Raw genomic sequence first — 15,841 nt, forward strand, 5'->3', positions numbered from 1 at the left:
ACCCCGCCGCCGTGCATAACGTGGCCCTGAAAACGGCGTTTGCCGTGACGAATTTCCGGGCAAAGGACGGGTCATGAAAATCACGAAAATCGAGGCGTTCCCCCTGCGCCTTCCGGCACGGCGCGACTTCAAGTGGGCGGGCCTGCGGGAGAACCTTGGCGGTTTCGTCGTTGTCCGGGTGGAAACCGAAGGCGGGATCACCGGCTGGGGCGAGGCGACGCCGCTGCCCGACTGGGGTGGTGCCGCGGGCCGGCGGGCCGGCGAGACCCAGGCGACGGTCGTGGCGATGGTGCGAGACGTCCTGGCGCCGGTGCTGATCGGCATGGACGTGCGCGACGTGACCGCCGCGCGGCTGAAGATGGACCAGGCAGCCATCGGCAATTCCTATGCCAAGCTCTCGCTCGACATCGCGCTGCACGATGCCTGGGGCAAGATCGCGGGCGAGCCGATCTGGCGGCTGCTTGGCGGCAAGGTGCGCGAGAGCGTGCAATTTGCCCACATGGTTGGCCTGATGAGCCATGAGGACGCCATGGAAGAGGCACTGGGCGCGGTGGCCGACGGCAACACGGCGCTGCAGATCAAGGGCGGCGTGGACGCGGAACGCGACATCAAACTGATCCGCGAGCTGCGCAAGGAAGTGGGCGATGACGTCTTTCTGCGGCTTGACGCCAACCAGGGCTATCGCAGCGGGCGCACCGGCATCGAGATCGTGACGCGCCTGAAGGAAGCCGGCGCCAACGGCTGTGAACAGCCCGGCGCGAACCTGAGCGCCATGGCGGCGATCACCCAGCGGGGGCCACTGCCGGTGATGGCCGACGAGAGCTGCTGGGATGCGGTGGACGCCATGGAAGTGGTGGGCGCCGGCGCGGCGGACTGGATCTCGATCTACCTGGCCAAGGCCGGCGGGTTCGTGGGGGCGCGCAAGGTTGCGGCCATTGCCGAGACGATGAACATGCCCTGCGACGTGAACGGATCCATCGAGAGCGCCATCGGCAACGCGGCCAACGTGCATTTCGCCCTGGCGATGCCCTCGGTCACGCTGCCCTGCGTGATCCCGGTGAATGCGCCGGCCGGGCAGCACCCCTGCAAGGTGGCCGGCAATTATTACACTGACGACATCATCACCGCGCCGATGCAGGTGAGGGGCAGCGATATCGTGGCGCTGGATGGCCCGGGCCTTGGCATCGAGATCGACGAGGACAAGATCGCGCATTACCGGCAGGACACGAAATGACCGGGGCGAAGGAGACCTCTGGCGTTCGCATCGCGGCGGACATCGGCGGCACCTTCACCGATATCGCCTGCCTGTCGCCCGACGGCACGCTGGTGACGCGCAAGGTGCCCTCGACCCCCGAGGATTATGCAACGGCGATTATCGAGGCGATGCTGGATGTGGCGGCGGACGTGTCGGAGGCGGGCGGCGACCTGACCTATGACGAGATCCTGCATGCCTCGACCGTGGCGACGAATGCCATCCTGGAGGGCAAGGGCGCCAGGACGGCGCTGATTACCACCGAAGGGTTCCGCGACGTGCTGGAGCTGCGCCGGATCCGGGTGCCACGCCTTTACGAGCCGCTGTATGAAAAGCCTGCGCCGCTGGTGCCGCGACGGCTGCGCTTCGAGCTCTCGGAGCGGCTGGATGCGCGGGGCAACGTGCTGAAGGCGCTGGACATGGCGCAGGTGGATGCGTTGATCGACCACCTGAAGGGCTTGGACATCGAGGCGGTGTCGGTCTGTTTCCTGCATTCGCACGTGAACCCGGCGCATGAAGAGGCCCTGGGCGCGCGGCTGCGCGAGCGGATGCCCGATCATTTCATCTCGCTTTCCCATGAGGTGCTGCCGGAGATCCGCGAATACGAGCGGACCTCGACCACGGTGGCCAATGCCTATATCGGCCCGCCGGTGGCGCGCTACCTGCGGTCGCTGGCCGCGCGGCTGAAGCAATCCGGACAGGACGGGCGGCTGCTGATGATGCAGAGCTCGGGCGGGGTGCAGGACGTGGAGAGCATCATCGCCAAGCCCGCAACGGTCGTGGAAAGCGGCCCGGCGGCGGGTGTCGTGGGCGCGGCGCAGCTGGGCGCGCGCGCGGGCTATGACAATATCATCACCTTCGACATGGGCGGCACCACCGCCAAGGCCGCGATGATCGAGAACGGCCGCATCACCTCGACCGACGAATACGAGGTGGGGGGCGGCATTTCGCTGTCCTCGCGCCTGGTGAAGGGCGGGGGCTATGCGCTGAAACTACCGGTGATCGATGTGTCCGAAGTGGGCGCGGGCGGTGGATCCATCGTGCGGACGGATGCCGCGGGCGTGCTGCGCGTGGGCCCGCAGAGCGCGGGGGCCTTTCCGGGGCCGCTGTGCTACGACGCGGGCGGCGAGGCGCCGACGGTGACCGATGCCAACGTGGTGCTGGGCTACCTGAACGGCGATGCGCTGGCCGGGGGCACGGTGCCGATCAAGGCAGAGGCCGCACGGGTGGCCTTCCGCGACGAGATCGCGCCGGTGCTGGGCGTGGAGGCCGAGGAGGCCGCCTATGGTGTGCACCAGCTGGCCAATATCACCATGATGCGGGCGGTGAAGGCGGTTTCGACCTATCGCGGCCGCGACCCGCGGGATTTCACGCTCTTCGCCTTTGGCGGCAATGGCGGCATCCACGCGGCGATGATCGCGCAGGAGCTGGAGATGGGGCGCGTGGTGGTTCCGCCGGCGGCGGGGGTGTTTTCCGCCGTGGGGCTGCTCTTTGCCGATTTCGAGGTGGCGCGTTCGGCGGCCTTCCTGTCGGTGCTGGATGCCGAGCGGGCCGGGGCCGCCGAAGCGGTGCTGAAGCGGCTGGAGGCCGAGGTGCTGGCCGAGCTGGACCGGCCGGGGGCCGAGATCCGCTGGAGCGCCGATCTGCGCTACGAGGGGCAGGCCTTCGAGCTGCCCGTGGACCTGCCGCGGGACGTGCCGCTCTGCGAGGCGATGGACGAGATCACGGCGCGGTTCGAGGCCGAGCACAAGCGTTCCTACGGGCATCTTCTGGAGGGCAAGCGGATCCAGGCGGTGAACCTGCGCGTGCTGGGGGCCATCGCGCCCGCGGGTGTGAGCGAGATGCACCTGGAGCCCCGCAACCCGCCGGCGGCAGGCACCACGCGTCGGGCCTATTTCGGCAGGGCGCACGGGGTACAGGAGGTGCCGGTGATCCGGCGTCACGACCTGACCGCGACCCGCGTGCCGGGGCCGCTGATCGTGGAGGAATACGAGGGCACCACCGTGGTGCCGCCGGATGCCGATGTCTGGCGCGACCGCTTCGACAATATCGTCATCGACCTTGGGAAAGGGGCCGCGAAATGACCACCGCAGACGATCCCATCCTGCTGGAAGTGCTGAAGAACGGCTTCGAGGCGATTGCCGACGAGATGGCGCTGATCCTGATGCGCACGGCGCATTCGCCGATCGTGCGGGACGCGATGGATTACTCCACCGCGATCTGCAACGCGCGTGGAGAGACCATCGCGCAGGGCCTGACCACGCCGATGCACCTGGGCAGCTTTTACGATGCGATGAACCACCTGGTGACGCAGTTCGCCGGTGACATCCACGAGGGCGACGTCTTCATCGGCAACGACCCCTACCTGATCCAGGGCCAGCACCTGCCCGATATCTACGTGATCGCGCCGATCTTTGCCGGTGACAGGCTGTGCGCCTGGGCCACCACCATCGCGCACCACGCCGATGTGGGCGGGCTGGTGCCCGGCTCGAACTCCATCGGGGCGACGGAGATCCACCAGGAGGGGCTGCGCCTGCCGTTCCTGAAGCTGTGTGACCGGGGTGTCGAGAACAGGATGCTGCTGGAGATCGTGGCGGCCAACGTGCGGGTACCGGACCAGGTGATCGGCGACCTGCATGCCCAGACCGCCGCCGCGCGCGCCGGGGTGCGGGGGTTCTCGGCGCTGCTGGAGCGCTATGGCCCCGACCGGGTGGAGGCCTATGCCGAGGCGCTGCAGGACCAGGCCGAGGTGCTGGCGCGCAAGGCCATCGAGGAGATCCCGGACGGCACCTATTGCTTTGTCGATCATATCGACGGGCTGGGCGCCGAGGGCGATCCGATCGAGCTGCATGTGACGCTGACGGTCAGCGGCAGCGAGATCGCTGCCGACTGGACGGGCACGAGCAGGCAGGTGAAGGGCGGGATCAACGCGCCGCTGTCGTTCTGCAAGTCCAACGTCTATGCCGCGCTGCGCTCGATCATGCCGGGCGAGGTTCCGAACTGTCACGGCTATACCCGGCCGATCACGGTGACGGCGCCGGCGGGCACTCTGGTGAACGCCGTCTACCCGGCGCCCTGCGGGGCGCGCGGCATCACCGGCTATCGCATCATCGACTGCATCTTCGGCGCGCTGGCCGAGGCCCTGCCCGAACAGGTCGCGGCCGATGGCACCGGCGGCTCCACCCTGCCGAGTTTCGGCGGGATGACCGGCGGCAAGAGCTTCGTCTTTTCCGAATGCGTGATGGGGGTCTGGGGCGCGACCTCGGCCCATGACGGGCAGTCGGGCGTGCCGCACATGGGCTCGAACCAGTCGAACGTGCCGGTGGAGATGATCGAGGCGGATTACCCTCTTATGATCGACCGTTACGGTTACGTGGCCGATACCGGCGGCGCCGGCGAATACCGCGGCGGCGTGTCGATCCTGCGGGAGTGGCGCGCGCTTGGCGACGACATGTATTTCGGCGTGCGCTCCGACAAGGGCAAGTTCCCGCCGCACGGCCTGTTCGGCGGGGCCACGGGATCGCCCGCCCAGACCGAGATCCTGTCTGGCAACAGCACAAGGGTTCTGCCCGTTTTGCCAACGACACCCGAAACGCTGAACACCGGGGACGTGGTGCGCCACGTCATGGCCGGTGGCGGCGGATATGGCGACCCGCTGACGCGCAGCGTCGAGAGGGTGGCCGACGACCTGCTGGACGGGCTGATTACCCCTGATCATGCCCGGACGGTTTACGGTGTGATCTTTGCCGACCTGGCAAAGGGCACGCCGGATATCGAGGCCACGGAAGCGCTCCGGTCCGAATTGCGCGCCGAGGCACGGGCACGGGCACCGGGGTGACCCCCGGGTGCCATGCCCCCCAACCGACTGCCTCTGCCCGGCACCTTCGAAACCTCTAGAAAGATCCGAGAGCACAATGCCAAACCGCGTCACATCACAGCTTGACCCGTTCTCCGAGGAGTTCCGCAGCGATCCCTATTCCGCCTATGCCGAGCTGCGCGCCGCGGGGCCCATCGTCTGGCTGGAAAAGCACGGCTGCTGGGCCGTCTCGCATTACGATGCCTGCAAGACGATCCTGACCGACTACGAGACCTACTCCAACGCGGGTGGCGGCGGACTTGCCAACTATTTCGAGACGCCGCCCTGGCGGAAGCCCTCGATCATCCTGGAGGTCGATCCGCCGGAGCACACACGCACCCGTACGGTGCTGAGCCGGGCGCTGAACCCCAAGGTTCTGCGCCAGATCCGCGGCCGCTTCGAGGAAGACGCCGAGAAGATGGTGTCCGAGGTCAAGCACGACGGCACCATCGAGGCGGTCGAGGCGCTGACCAAGCGCTATCCGCTGAAGGTGTTCCCCGACAGCGTGGGCCTGATGGAGGATGATCGCGAGAACCTGCTCGTCTATGGCGCGATGGTCTTCGGTTCCTTCGGACCGATCATTCCCTGGTACGAGAAGTTCATGGCCGACAACGCCCATGTCCCGGACTGGATCATGGAGCGCTGCCAGCGCGATCGCCTGGCACCCGGGGGCGTGGGCCAGATGATCTATGCCGCTGCCGACGAGGGGCAGATCACCGAGGAGGAGGCGATGATGCTGGTGCGGACCTTCCTGTCTGCTGGCGTCGACACCACGGTGGACAGCATCGGGCTGTGCCTGCGGCTGCTGGCCGAGCACCCGGATCAATACGCATTGCTGCGCGATGATCCGAGCCTGGCGCGTGCGGCCTTCGAGGAGGCGACGCGGCTGGACAGTTCCTCTCAGAGCCTGTTCCGCACGACGCTGAAGGAGACCGAGTTCGCCGGCCAGAAGATCGGCAAGCACGAGAAGGTCATGATCTTCATCGGCTCTGCCGGTCGGGATCCCGATGTCTGGGAGGCGCCCGAGAGCTTCGACATCACCCGCAACATCCGCGGCACCCAGCTGGGCTATGGCGTGGGCGTGCACGGCTGTGTCGGCCAGATGTTCGCACGGCTGGAGGCCGAGTGCTTCTTCCAGGCCTTTGCGCGGCAGATCGAGGCCGTCGAAGTGGCCGGCCCCAGCGAAGTGCGCCTGAACCCCGGCCTGCGCGGCCTGACGAAACTGCCGCTGAAACTGACGCCGAAAGCGGCGTGAGAGGCGGGGCGGCACGGAGGCGCGCCGCCCGACCCAACCAAGGATTTCTGACCTATGCCCAGTGTGACCTTTATCGCCCCCGATGGCACCGAGACCCGGGTCGACGTGGCCGTCGGCACCTCTGTCATGGAGGCCGCGATCATGAACAATGTCGACGGGATCGTCGGCGAATGCGGCGGGGCGATCAACTGTGCCACCTGCCATGTCTACGTGCAGAACGGCGACGGTTTCGTGCTGCCCGAGGTGAGCCCGGTGGAGGAGGAGATGCTGGACGCGACGGCCAGTGAACGCCTGCCCGAGAGCCGCCTGTCCTGCCAGCTGATCATGACCGAGGCCATGGATGGGCTGATCGTGCGCCTGCCGGAAGAGCAATACTGATGGTGCCTGCGCCGGGCGCGCTCTCTGCCCTGGCGCTGGCCCGGAGCGGGCTGGAGGCCGATGCGATCGCGGCGGCGAACCGGGCGCGACTGGCGCAGGTGAACCCGGCGCTGGAGGCCGTCTGCGAGACATTCGACCCGCCCCTGAGGGGGGCGGCAGAGGGCGTTTTGCGGGGCGTGCCGGTGCTGGTCAAGGACCTGCACATGCCCCTGGCCGGGCGGCCCACGGTGAACGGCAGCGACTTTCCCGCGGCCCCGGCACGGGCCAATGCGGTGATCGTCGATCGCTACCTGCAGGCCGGGGCGCAGATCGTCGGGCTGAGCCATTCGCCCGAGCTGGGCGGGAGCTCGAGCTGTGAGAGCCGCCGCTGGGGCATGGTCACCCGCAATCCATACGATACCGAATTGTCCGCCGGCGGGTCGAGCGGCGGTGCGGCGGTGGCGGTGGCCACCGGCGTGGTGCCCATCGCGCTGGCCAGTGACGCGGGCGGGTCGATCACGATCCCTGCCGCGCTCTGCGGGCTGGTCGGGCTGAAACCGACGCACGGCCTGGTGCCGCTGGGCCCGGAGCGGATCGAGGGCGCTGCTGGATTTGCCGCGCAGAATGCCCTGACGCGGGGCGTGGCGGATCAGGCGCTGGCGCTTTCGGTTGGTGCCGCGCGGCCCGACCTGGCCGGGGTGGTGCCATGCGCGCGGCCGCTGCGGATCGGACGGATCACGCGGGCCGCGGATGGCGGACCGACCGATGCGGCGATCCTGTCGCGGCTGGAGGGCGTGGCCGATGTTCTGCGCAGGCTGGGGCACGAGATGCTGCCGGCCAGCCTGCCGGAGATCGGGCCCGAGCTGGCCGCGGCGGAACGTGATCTGCGGCTGGCCTCGATGGCGGAGACCGTGGCGGCGATGGAAGAGGCCGCCGGCATTCCCGCCTGCCCGGAGCATTTCGAAGCGGCGACCTGGGCCCGGGTTATGGCGGGGCGCGGGGTGAGCGGAGCGGCGGTGCTGCGGGCGCGAAACGTGGTGCTGCGCTGGCGCGCGGAGATGGCGCGGCTCTGGGACGATTTCGATGTGCTGATGCAGCCGGCGCTGAACGCGGGGGCGCCGGCGCATGGCGCGCTGTCGCTGGGCCGGCCGGATTGCGAGACGATGGCGCTGAACCGGCACTATACCTGCTTCACGCGCCCCTGGAACCTGAGCGGGGCGCCGAGCCTCTGCCTGCCGCTTCTGCGGGATGGGCGGAACATGCCCGAGGGCGTGCTCTTCGGTGCGGCGCCGGGGAGCGAGGCGCTGTTGCTGGGGCTGGGCGCACAGCTTGAAGCGCGGGTGGGTTGGACCCATGACCACCTGCAAACAGAGAATTTCACGACGAAAGGGACGAACCCATGACCAGAACGCTGATTGCAGGGGGAGCCACCGGGATCGGGGCCGCCGTGGCCCTGGCCTTTGCCGCCGAGGGCCACGACGTGGTGGTCTGTGACGTGAACGCAGCGGGCCTTGCCGCGCTGGAGGAAAAGGCCGGGGCGCTGGCCGGTCGGGTGGCGACGCTCGAGCTGGATCTCGTGCCGACTGAGGCACCGGCCGCAGCCGTGGCCTTTGCGGTGGAGCGGCTGGGCGGCATCGACTGCGTCTTTGTCAATGCGGCGACGCTGGTCTCGGCCAAGCTGGAAGACTGGACGGTGGAGATGTGGGAGGCCTCGATGGCGCTGAACCTGCGGCTGCCCTTTCTGATCACCCAGGCCGCGGCGCCGCACCTGCGCGCCTCGGGCAACCCGAGCATCATCTTCACCTCCTCGACCGGGGCGATGCGGGGCCATGCGGGCATGCCCGCCTATCACGCCACCAAGGCCGGGGTGATCGGCCTGGTGCGCGCGCTCTGCGACGAGCTGGCGCCGGACGGCATCCGGGTGAACGCCCTGCTGCCCGGCTGGGTCGACACGCCCTTCAACGATGCCTTCTGGGAGCACCAGGAAGATCCGGCGGCGGTGCGTGCGCAGATCGACGGTGGTATCCCAATGCGGCGCCACGGTACTGCGGAGGAAGTGGCGGGCTCGGTGCTCTACCTGGCGTCGGAGGCCGCGCGCTATGTCACAGGCACCTCGCTGGTGGTAGACGGTGGGTTCACGGCAGTCTGAGGAGGACGCGATGTTCAACTTTTCCGACGGGTATTCCTCGGCCGAGCGGCCGGTGATCACGGGGATCACCGGCACGATCGCGGCGGCGCATCCGCTGGCGGTCTCGGCCGGGCAGCGGGCCTTCATGCTGGGCGGCACGGCGGCCGATGCGATGATCGCGGCGCAGGCGGTGCTGGCCGTGGTGGCGCCGGATGCCTGCGGTCTGGGGGGTGACATGCTGGCGCTGGTCCATGCGGGCGGCGAGGTGATGGCGATAAACGGCACCGGCAAGGCGCCGATGGCCTATGCGGGCCAGGCGCTGGAAGGCGCGAACGCGATCACCGTGCCGGGGCTGGTCAGCGCCTGGGCCGCCACCCACGCGCGGTTTGGACGGGTGGCCATGACCGAGCTGCTGGCCCCCGCGATTGCCCTGGCCGAGGGCGGTTTCCATGTGTCGAGCAACCTGGGCGAGGCGCTGCAGATCCAGCGCGACCGGCTGGTCGCAGGCGGGGCCGAGAGCGGCGAATGGCCGCTCTTCGATCAGCCCGTCGGGGCAAGGGTGCGCTTGCCGCAGCTTGGCGCGCTGCTGCGGCGGATCACCGTGGAGGGCGAGGCGGCCTTCTACGAAGGGGCGATCCCCGAGGCGGTGGAACATGCGGTGCGGGCCCTGGGCGGTTGCCTGACGGCGAGTGATTTCGTGACCCACGAGACGGATGTGAGGGCGCCGAATGCAAGCGACTGGGCCGGGTGCCGGCTGCATACCCAGCCGCCGGCGACACAGGGCATCCTGCTGAACATGTCGATGCGGGCGCTGGAAGCGGCGGCGCCGGAGGCGGGGGCTGCGAGCGACCATGCAGGCATCGAGCTGACCGAGGCGGCATTCGCCTATCGCGCGCGGGCCGCCGAGGGCGAGAGCCTGATGGCCGAAGAGCTGAGCTTTGATCCGAAGCGCGCGCTGCTCAGGGGCGGGCCGCGGGCCTATCTGCATACTGCCGGCGTGGCCTGTGCCGATGCCGAGGGCATGGTGGTGTCCTCGCTGGTGAGCGTCTTCGACGATTTCGGATCGGCGGTCTATGTGCCCGAGGGCGGATTTACCCTGAACGACCGGGCAGCAGGGTTCGGCCCGGCACCGAACGATGCCGCCCCGGGCAAGCGGCCGGTGCACACGCTTGCGCCGGCGCTGCTGACCGAGGTAGAGACCGGGGCCGTCTGGGCCATGGCGACGCCGGGCGCGGACGGCCAGGTGCAGACGCTGCTGCAGGTGCTGCAGAAGGCGCGGGTGGAGGGCATGGACCTGGCGAAGGCCGTGGCCGCGCCGCGCTGGCGTTCGGAAAACGGCGCGGTGCTGATCGAGGAGGGCCATCCCCAAGCGGAGGCGCTCGCCGCGCTGGGGCACGACCTGCGGATGCTTCCGGCGGGCGACACGCGGCTGGGTGCGGTGGTGGTGGCCGGCGTGCAGGGCGGCGTGCCCCATGCGCTGCCCGACTGGCGGCGGCTGACGGCCAGCGGCGCCGTCTGACCTCAGGCGCCCAGTTCGGCGCGGATCGCGTCGATGGCACGGAAGGTGTCGAGCGTGTAGGAGCGGATCACGTAGTCCGGCCAGGTCGAGAGCTTGACCACCAGCAACTCGCTGGCCGGATCGGCATAGAGGAGCTGGCCGAAGACGCCGCGGGCGCAGACGTCGCCTCGGGCATTGTCGCGGATCCACCAGAAGCGGCGATAGGCGCCGCCGGGCGTGATCTGATCGTAGGGCGCGCCGAATTTGGCGGCCTCGCCATGGCGCAGGCCGTCGATCCAGCTGGCGGGCAGCACTTGGCGCCCCATGGCCCGGCCGCCGGTCATCACCAGCCGGGCGAGGCGCGCGTAGTCGCGCAGCGTGGCGTTGAAGCCGCCATCGGCCAGCGCGGTGCCGGCCCCGTCGACGGTGAAGAAGGCGTCGCGCTCGGCGCCGATGTGCTGCCAGATGCGGGCGCTGACCAGATCGGCCAGGGGCGCGCCCGCGACGCGTTCCAGCACCCAGGCGATCACGTCGGTCTCGATCGAGCGGTACTCGAAACGCTGCCCGTGCGGACGGATGCGCGGCAGCGTGAGGATGACATCGCGGATCGTCGGCCGCGGACCTGGGCGACGGGTTGGGCGCCAGCCGGAGGCGATGTCGATCCGGGTCATGTCGCTGTCGGGGGCGTTGTAATCCTCGGTGAAGCGGACGCCACTCTGCATGTCCAGGACCTGATCGGCGGTGGCATCGCCGAAGCCGCAGGCGGCCAGCTCTGGCACGATGTCTGAGAGCGGCGCCGAGAGATCGAGCAGGCCGTCCGCGTGGAGGATGCCCGCGAGCAGGCCGACGACGGATTTCGCCACCGATTGCGACAGGTGCGGCGTGTCGGGCGCCATGTCGTTGGCATAGGATTCATGCACGATCCGGTCGCGGTGGAGGACCAGGAAGCCGTCGGTGTAGGAGGCCAGCAGGAAATCGTCGAGCCGCATCCGCTGTCCGCCGGCGGTTTGGAAGGTGATGCCGCCGAGATCCTGCGGGGCCGTGGGAATATCATCCACCGGGCCGCTGCCGCGCTGGACGTCGACGGTGGGAAAGAGGCTGCGGATGTGCTGGAAGCTCCAGCGGTTGAAGGGCGGCAGATCCCAGTTCTCGAGCGTGGGGCGTTTTTCCGGCGGTGGCGGAAAACCCTGCATGATCCCCATCTCGCGGGCGGTGCGGGGCGCCGGCGCAGGGAAGGTGATCGTGCTGTCGGACATGCGGGAGAGCCTTTCGGAGAGTGCGCGCCTTGCTCGGCTCCGGCGCCACGAGGGGGCGCCGGAACCTGTCACGGGCCGGGGCGGATGATGGGGATCAGGCCCCGCGGGCCGTGATCACTGTTTCAGGCGGGTCCAGATCTTGTTGTACATGTCGACCACGTCCTGCGGGCAGGGCGGCACGAAATCGGGGGCGGGCGCATCGGCCGGCATCACGATCTCGGGCGCGTCGAGCATATCGGGATCCATGAATTCCTCGGAACCCTTGATGCCGTTGGCATAGCGGGCAAAGTTCGAGGTGAGCGCGGCGTTCTCCGGCTCCATCATGAAGTTCATGAAGAGCTTGGCGTTGTCCATGTCGGGCGCATCGGAGAGCACGGCGACGTTGTCCATCCAGCCACTGAAACCCTGCTTGGGATAGGCATAGGCCAGGTCCGGACGTTCCTTGCGGGCGCGCAGGGCGGCACCGTTCCAGGTTTGCGACAGGTCGACATCGCCGGAGGTCAGCTTCTCGATGGTGGAATAATCCATGGTGCGCCAGTACTGCTTGGCGTTCAGCAGCAGCTCGGTGACGTCCTTGAGCTGTTCGCGGTTGTCATTGCAGCGGTCATAGCCCTTGTAGCGCAGCCCGGCGTTGATCACGTCGTTCATGTCGTTGAGCATGTTGATCCGGCCCTTGAGCTCTTCGGGCGGGTTGAAGAGCAGGTCGAGGGTGTCGATGTCGCCCTCGTAGACGGTGGTATCGACGGAGAATCCGGTGGTGCCCCACTGGTAGGGGATCGAGTATTCGCGACCCGGATCCCAGTAGACGTCGACCCACTTGGGATCCATGTTCCCGAAGTTGGACATCTTGTTGGGCTCGACCTTGGCCAGCAGCCCCTGTTCGATCATCACGGCGATCATGTAGTCGCCGGGCACCACGATGTCGTAGCCGGTGTTGCCGGACTGGACCTTGGCCAGCATGGTCTCGTTGGAATCGTAGCTGTCGAGGGTGACGTCGACATCGTATTCCTTGGAGAATTTCTCGATCAGGTCGGGGTTGGTGTAATTGCCCCAGTTGTAGATGTGCAGTTCGCCCTCGGCCGCCGCCGCGGTGGCGAGCAGCGAGAGAGACGTGGCCGCGAGCAGCGCAGTCCTGAGTGAGGTCATGAGGTGGATACTCCCTGTTTTATATGCCGTTTACCGGCGATTTGAGCGCTTCTGGATGAAGAAGAACGCTGTGACGAGCAGGCCCGAGAGCGCCACCAGGATGGTGGAGGCGGCGTTGATCTCGGGGGTGATGCCACGACGGATGGCGCCGAGGATGTAGAGCGGCAGGGTGGTCTCGCCGGGGCCGGCGACCATCAGCGTGATGATCACGTCATCGAGCGAGACGACGAAGGCGAGCATGGCGCCGGCCACGATGCCGGGCATGACCAGCGGCAGCGTGACATAGCGGAAGGTGCGGAACGGCGTGGCGTAGAGATCGCCCGCGGCCTGTTCCAGCACCAGGGTCATGTCCTGCAGCCGGGCGCGGATGGGCATGAAGGCGAAGGGGATGCAGAAGGCCACATGGGCCGCCATCAGGTAGCCGATGCCGTTGATGCCGGTAAGCTTCTTGACCAAAGAGAAGAGCGAGAGCGTGGCGATGGCGGTGACGATTTCGGGGATCATCAGCGGCTGGTTGATGATGCCGAAGACGATGTTCATGCCGCGGTAGGGCGTCACACGGGTGGTCGCCAAGGCCGCCATCGTGGCGAAGGTGGTGGCGAAGAGGGTGGCCACGAAGGCGATCTGGATCGACATCCAGGCGGCGTTCTGCATGCCGCTGTCGTGCCAGACCTCAATGTACCAGCGGAAGGAGAATTCCGTCCAGCGGACGACGGAGCGGTTGTCGTTGAAGGAGAAGATGATCAGCACGACGACGGGCGCATAGAGGCAGATCAGGCAGAAATAGGCGATGGCGTTGAAGCCCGGCTGCCGGCGCAGGTCGATGGTCTTGTACTTGGGTTTCTTCGCGGAGGTCTCGGCCATCGGATTACTCCTTGTCGCGCGCGAGGCGCAGGTTGATCCAGAGGGCGATGATCACAAGCGCCATGAGGATGAGGGCCGCGGCCGAGCCGAAGGGCCAGTTGCGCGAGCTGCCGAACTGCAGTGCGATCATGTTGCCGATCATCAGCTTCTTGCCGCCGCCGAGCAGTTCCGGCGTGATGTAGGAGCCGAGGCAGGGAATGAAGACCAGGATGGAGCCGGCGATGATGCCGGGCTTGGCCAGTGGCAGGATTACCTCCTTCAGGACCTTCAGGCGCGAGGCATAGAGATCGTAGGCGGCCTCGATCAGGCGGAAGTCGAGCTTTTCCAGGCTGGCGTAGAGCGGCAGCACCATGAAGGGCAGGAAGCTGTAGATCAGCCCGATGAAGACGGCGGTGTCGGTGTAGAGGATCTGCAGCGGAGTCTCGATCAGCCCGAGCTTCATCAGGGCCATGTTGATGATGCCGTCGTCACGGATGATCAGCAGCATCGCGAAGGTGCGGATCAGCAGGTTGGTCCAGAAGGGCAGGGTGACGAGAAAGAGCCAGAAGTTGCGGTTCTCGCGCGGCTTCGTCGCGATGAAATAGGCAGTGGGAAAGCCCAGGATCAGGGCGCCCACCGTGGCGCCGAGAGCAAGGCCGATTGAGCGCAGGTAGATCGAGAGGTAGGACGGGTTGAACGAGAGCGTGTCGTCGAAGATGTCGCGCTCGAAGAGGAACTGGATGTAGGCATCGGGGCTGAATTCCCAGACGACGCCGCCATAGGTGCCGGGTTTCAGGAAGGAATAGACCACGGTGATCGCCAGCGGCAGGATCGAGATGACCATGATCGTCAGGATCGCCGGCACCAGCAGGCCGGTGCGATTGGCTGTGGCACGCTTGCGGTTCTGCCGGCGGGCCGCGTCAAGCGCGGGCGTTTCGCCGGATATCTCTGCGGGGGAGGAGGCGTTGACCTGGCTCATCCGGCAAGCACCTGGGCATTGGCGCCGCTGAGGTCGATGGCGGCGGGGCCGCCGATGTGGATGTTGGCCGCCGGAGGCAGGCGCCCGGCCCAGCGGACGACAAAGCGCTGACCATCCGGCAGGGCGATGTGCAGATTGGTGGCGGCGCCGAAGTAGACGATGTTCTCGATGGTGCCGGCGAGGGTGCCGGGGGTGCCGCCGGGGGCCAGGGTGGCATCCTCGGGGCGGATCGCCACGGGCACGCGGGCGGCGTTTTCACCGGCCGTGGTCAGGCGGGCCGCGATGGTGCAGCCGGGGGCGAGCTCGACCTGGCCAAGGGTGCCGTTCACCTGCGAAAGCGTGCCGTTCAGGATGTTGATGTCGCCGATGAAGTCGGCCACGAAACGGTGCGCGGGCCGTTCATAGATGTCCTCGGGCGCGCCGACCTGCAGGACCTCGCCGGATTTCATCACGGCGATGCGGTCGGACATGGTCAGCGCCTCTTCCTGGTCATGGGTGACGAAGATGAAGGTGATGCCGGTCTCGCTCTGCAGGCGCTTCAGCTCCAGCTGCATTTCCTTGCGCAGCTTCAGGTCGAGGGCGGCGAGCGGTTCATCGAGCAGCAGCACCTTGGGCGAGGGGGCAAGAGCCCGGGCCAGTGCCACGCGCTGCTGCTGGCCGCCGGACATCTGGTCGGTGCGACGGTTGGCCATCGGCTCGAGCTGGACAAGGGCGAGCATGCGGGCGGTGATCTCGGCGATCTCGGCCCTGGGGCGGCCCAGCATCTTTAGGCCGAAGCCGATGTTCTCGGCCACGGTCATGTGCGGAAAGAGCGCGTAGCTCTGGAAGACTGTGTTCACGGGGCGCTTGTGCGGGGGCAGGGCGGTGATGTCCCGGCCGGAGAGGTAGATCGTGCCCTCGGTGGGCAGCTCGAAGCCCGCGATCATCCGCAGGAGCGTGGTCTTGCCACAGCCCGAGGGGCCGAGGAGCGTGAAGAACTCGTTCTCGCGGATGTCGAGGGAGACAGTCTTGAGCGCCTGGACGGCGGCTTCTCCCTGGCCGAAGGTCTTGACGATGGAACGCGCCGAAATGGCGGGTTCCGGCTGCTTGGACGGGCCGGGCTGGGCCATGGTTTACACCCCCTGTAGTTCACGTCTTGCCGCGTTGAAGGCAAGCCTAGGGGGCGAGTCGGAAAAGCGTAAATATCCCCTTGGGGATAGATGGACCGGTTCCGCGGCATCCACGCCACGTCACCCTGGATGGGCGCCGTCATCTGCTGAAATTCGCGCCGC

The 15,841-nt window shown here is 67.6% G+C and carries 13 protein-coding genes; 8 read left to right on the forward strand and 5 right to left on the reverse strand.

The genetic code is table 11. The annotated features are described in order from the left end of the window. Positions 1–73 precede the first annotated feature (73 nt). The 8 genes from AC0WR5_RS03275 (at position 74) to AC0WR5_RS03310 (ending at position 10,367) form a co-directional block, all read left to right on the forward strand. Positions 74–1,234 (forward strand): mandelate racemase/muconate lactonizing enzyme family protein, encoded by a 1,161-nt coding sequence (locus tag AC0WR5_RS03275; RefSeq protein ID WP_475866872.1) that lies wholly within the window; start codon positions 74–76, stop codon positions 1,232–1,234. Continuing rightward, a complete protein-coding gene (locus AC0WR5_RS03280) occupies positions 1,231–3,336 on the forward strand; it encodes a hydantoinase/oxoprolinase family protein (protein ID WP_475866874.1) in 2,106 nt (701 codons plus the stop codon). The genes AC0WR5_RS03275 and AC0WR5_RS03280 overlap by 4 nt, the downstream gene beginning before the upstream one ends. Further along, on the forward strand, positions 3,333–5,090 hold the full coding sequence (locus tag AC0WR5_RS03285) for a hydantoinase B/oxoprolinase family protein (RefSeq protein ID WP_475866875.1): 1,758 nt from the start codon (positions 3,333–3,335) through the stop codon (positions 5,088–5,090). The genes AC0WR5_RS03280 and AC0WR5_RS03285 overlap by 4 nt, the downstream gene beginning before the upstream one ends. A 76-nt stretch (positions 5,091–5,166) precedes the next feature. Beyond that, the gene (locus tag AC0WR5_RS03290; protein WP_475866877.1) at positions 5,167–6,363 is read left to right on the forward strand and encodes a cytochrome P450; all 1,197 of its coding nucleotides are present in this window, start codon (positions 5,167–5,169) and stop codon (positions 6,361–6,363) included. Between the two features lie 54 nt (positions 6,364–6,417). Further along, complete coding sequence (locus AC0WR5_RS03295) at positions 6,418–6,741, forward strand: 2Fe-2S iron-sulfur cluster-binding protein (RefSeq protein WP_475866878.1); 324 nt, start codon at positions 6,418–6,420, stop codon at positions 6,739–6,741. Beyond that, a complete protein-coding gene (locus AC0WR5_RS03300) occupies positions 6,741–8,123 on the forward strand; it encodes an amidase (RefSeq protein WP_475866880.1) in 1,383 nt (460 codons plus the stop codon). Before AC0WR5_RS03295 ends, AC0WR5_RS03300 begins: the two co-directional genes overlap by 1 nt. Further along, positions 8,120–8,869: an SDR family NAD(P)-dependent oxidoreductase gene (locus AC0WR5_RS03305; protein ID WP_475866881.1), complete on the forward strand. Its 750-nt coding sequence runs from the start codon at positions 8,120–8,122 to the stop codon at positions 8,867–8,869. The genes AC0WR5_RS03300 and AC0WR5_RS03305 overlap by 4 nt, the downstream gene beginning before the upstream one ends. A gap of 10 nt (positions 8,870–8,879) precedes the next feature. Beyond that, complete coding sequence (locus AC0WR5_RS03310; RefSeq protein ID WP_475866883.1) at positions 8,880–10,367, forward strand: gamma-glutamyltransferase; 1,488 nt, start codon at positions 8,880–8,882, stop codon at positions 10,365–10,367. Positions 10,368–10,369: 2 nt separating this feature from the next. On the opposite strand, the gene AC0WR5_RS03315 is transcribed toward AC0WR5_RS03310, so the two are convergent. The 5 genes from AC0WR5_RS03315 to AC0WR5_RS03335 form a co-directional block, all read right to left on the reverse strand. Further along, positions 10,370–11,602 carry a serine hydrolase domain-containing protein gene (locus tag AC0WR5_RS03315; RefSeq protein ID WP_475866885.1) on the reverse strand — a complete coding sequence of 411 codons (1,233 nt, stop codon included), beginning with the start codon at positions 11,600–11,602 and terminating at the stop codon, positions 10,370–10,372. A gap of 114 nt (positions 11,603–11,716) precedes the next feature. Continuing rightward, entirely contained in the window at positions 11,717–12,748 is a 1,032-nt protein-coding gene (locus tag AC0WR5_RS03320; protein ID WP_475866887.1) for an extracellular solute-binding protein, read from the reverse strand. A gap of 30 nt (positions 12,749–12,778) precedes the next feature. Next, positions 12,779–13,612 carry an ABC transporter permease gene (locus AC0WR5_RS03325; protein ID WP_475866888.1) on the reverse strand — a complete coding sequence of 278 codons (834 nt, stop codon included), beginning with the start codon at positions 13,610–13,612 and terminating at the stop codon, positions 12,779–12,781. 4 nt (positions 13,613–13,616) lie between these two features. Further along, complete coding sequence (locus AC0WR5_RS03330) at positions 13,617–14,570, reverse strand: ABC transporter permease (protein WP_475866890.1); 954 nt, start codon at positions 14,568–14,570, stop codon at positions 13,617–13,619. Beyond that, positions 14,567–15,679: an ABC transporter ATP-binding protein gene (locus tag AC0WR5_RS03335; RefSeq protein WP_475866892.1), complete on the reverse strand. Its 1,113-nt coding sequence runs from the start codon at positions 15,677–15,679 to the stop codon at positions 14,567–14,569. The genes AC0WR5_RS03330 and AC0WR5_RS03335 overlap by 4 nt, the downstream gene beginning before the upstream one ends. Positions 15,680–15,841: the final 162 nt, after the last annotated feature.

It is taken from the genome of Pseudooceanicola sp. DL12 (assembly GCF_056270665.1).

What these genes read in the sequence shown, in the direction of transcription:
- AC0WR5_RS03275 (WP_475866872.1), top strand. Translation starts at nt 74, where the DNA reads ATGAAAATCACGAAAATCGAGGCGTTCCCCCTGCGCCTTCCGGCACGG.
- AC0WR5_RS03280 (WP_475866874.1), top strand. Translation starts at nt 1,231, where the DNA reads ATGACCGGGGCGAAGGAGACCTCTGGCGTTCGCATCGCGGCGGACATC.
- AC0WR5_RS03285 (WP_475866875.1), top strand. Translation starts at nt 3,333, where the DNA reads ATGACCACCGCAGACGATCCCATCCTGCTGGAAGTGCTGAAGAACGGC.
- AC0WR5_RS03290 (WP_475866877.1), top strand. Translation starts at nt 5,167, where the DNA reads ATGCCAAACCGCGTCACATCACAGCTTGACCCGTTCTCCGAGGAGTTC.
- AC0WR5_RS03295 (WP_475866878.1), top strand. Translation starts at nt 6,418, where the DNA reads ATGCCCAGTGTGACCTTTATCGCCCCCGATGGCACCGAGACCCGGGTC.
- AC0WR5_RS03300 (WP_475866880.1), top strand. Translation starts at nt 6,741, where the DNA reads ATGGTGCCTGCGCCGGGCGCGCTCTCTGCCCTGGCGCTGGCCCGGAGC.
- AC0WR5_RS03305 (WP_475866881.1), top strand. Translation starts at nt 8,120, where the DNA reads ATGACCAGAACGCTGATTGCAGGGGGAGCCACCGGGATCGGGGCCGCC.
- AC0WR5_RS03310 (WP_475866883.1), top strand. Translation starts at nt 8,880, where the DNA reads ATGTTCAACTTTTCCGACGGGTATTCCTCGGCCGAGCGGCCGGTGATC.
- AC0WR5_RS03315 (WP_475866885.1), bottom strand. Translation starts at nt 11,602, where the DNA reads ATGTCCGACAGCACGATCACCTTCCCTGCGCCGGCGCCCCGCACCGCC.
- AC0WR5_RS03320 (WP_475866887.1), bottom strand. Translation starts at nt 12,748, where the DNA reads ATGACCTCACTCAGGACTGCGCTGCTCGCGGCCACGTCTCTCTCGCTG.
- AC0WR5_RS03325 (WP_475866888.1), bottom strand. Translation starts at nt 13,612, where the DNA reads ATGGCCGAGACCTCCGCGAAGAAACCCAAGTACAAGACCATCGACCTG.
- AC0WR5_RS03330 (WP_475866890.1), bottom strand. Translation starts at nt 14,570, where the DNA reads ATGAGCCAGGTCAACGCCTCCTCCCCCGCAGAGATATCCGGCGAAACG.
- AC0WR5_RS03335 (WP_475866892.1), bottom strand. Translation starts at nt 15,679, where the DNA reads ATGGCCCAGCCCGGCCCGTCCAAGCAGCCGGAACCCGCCATTTCGGCG.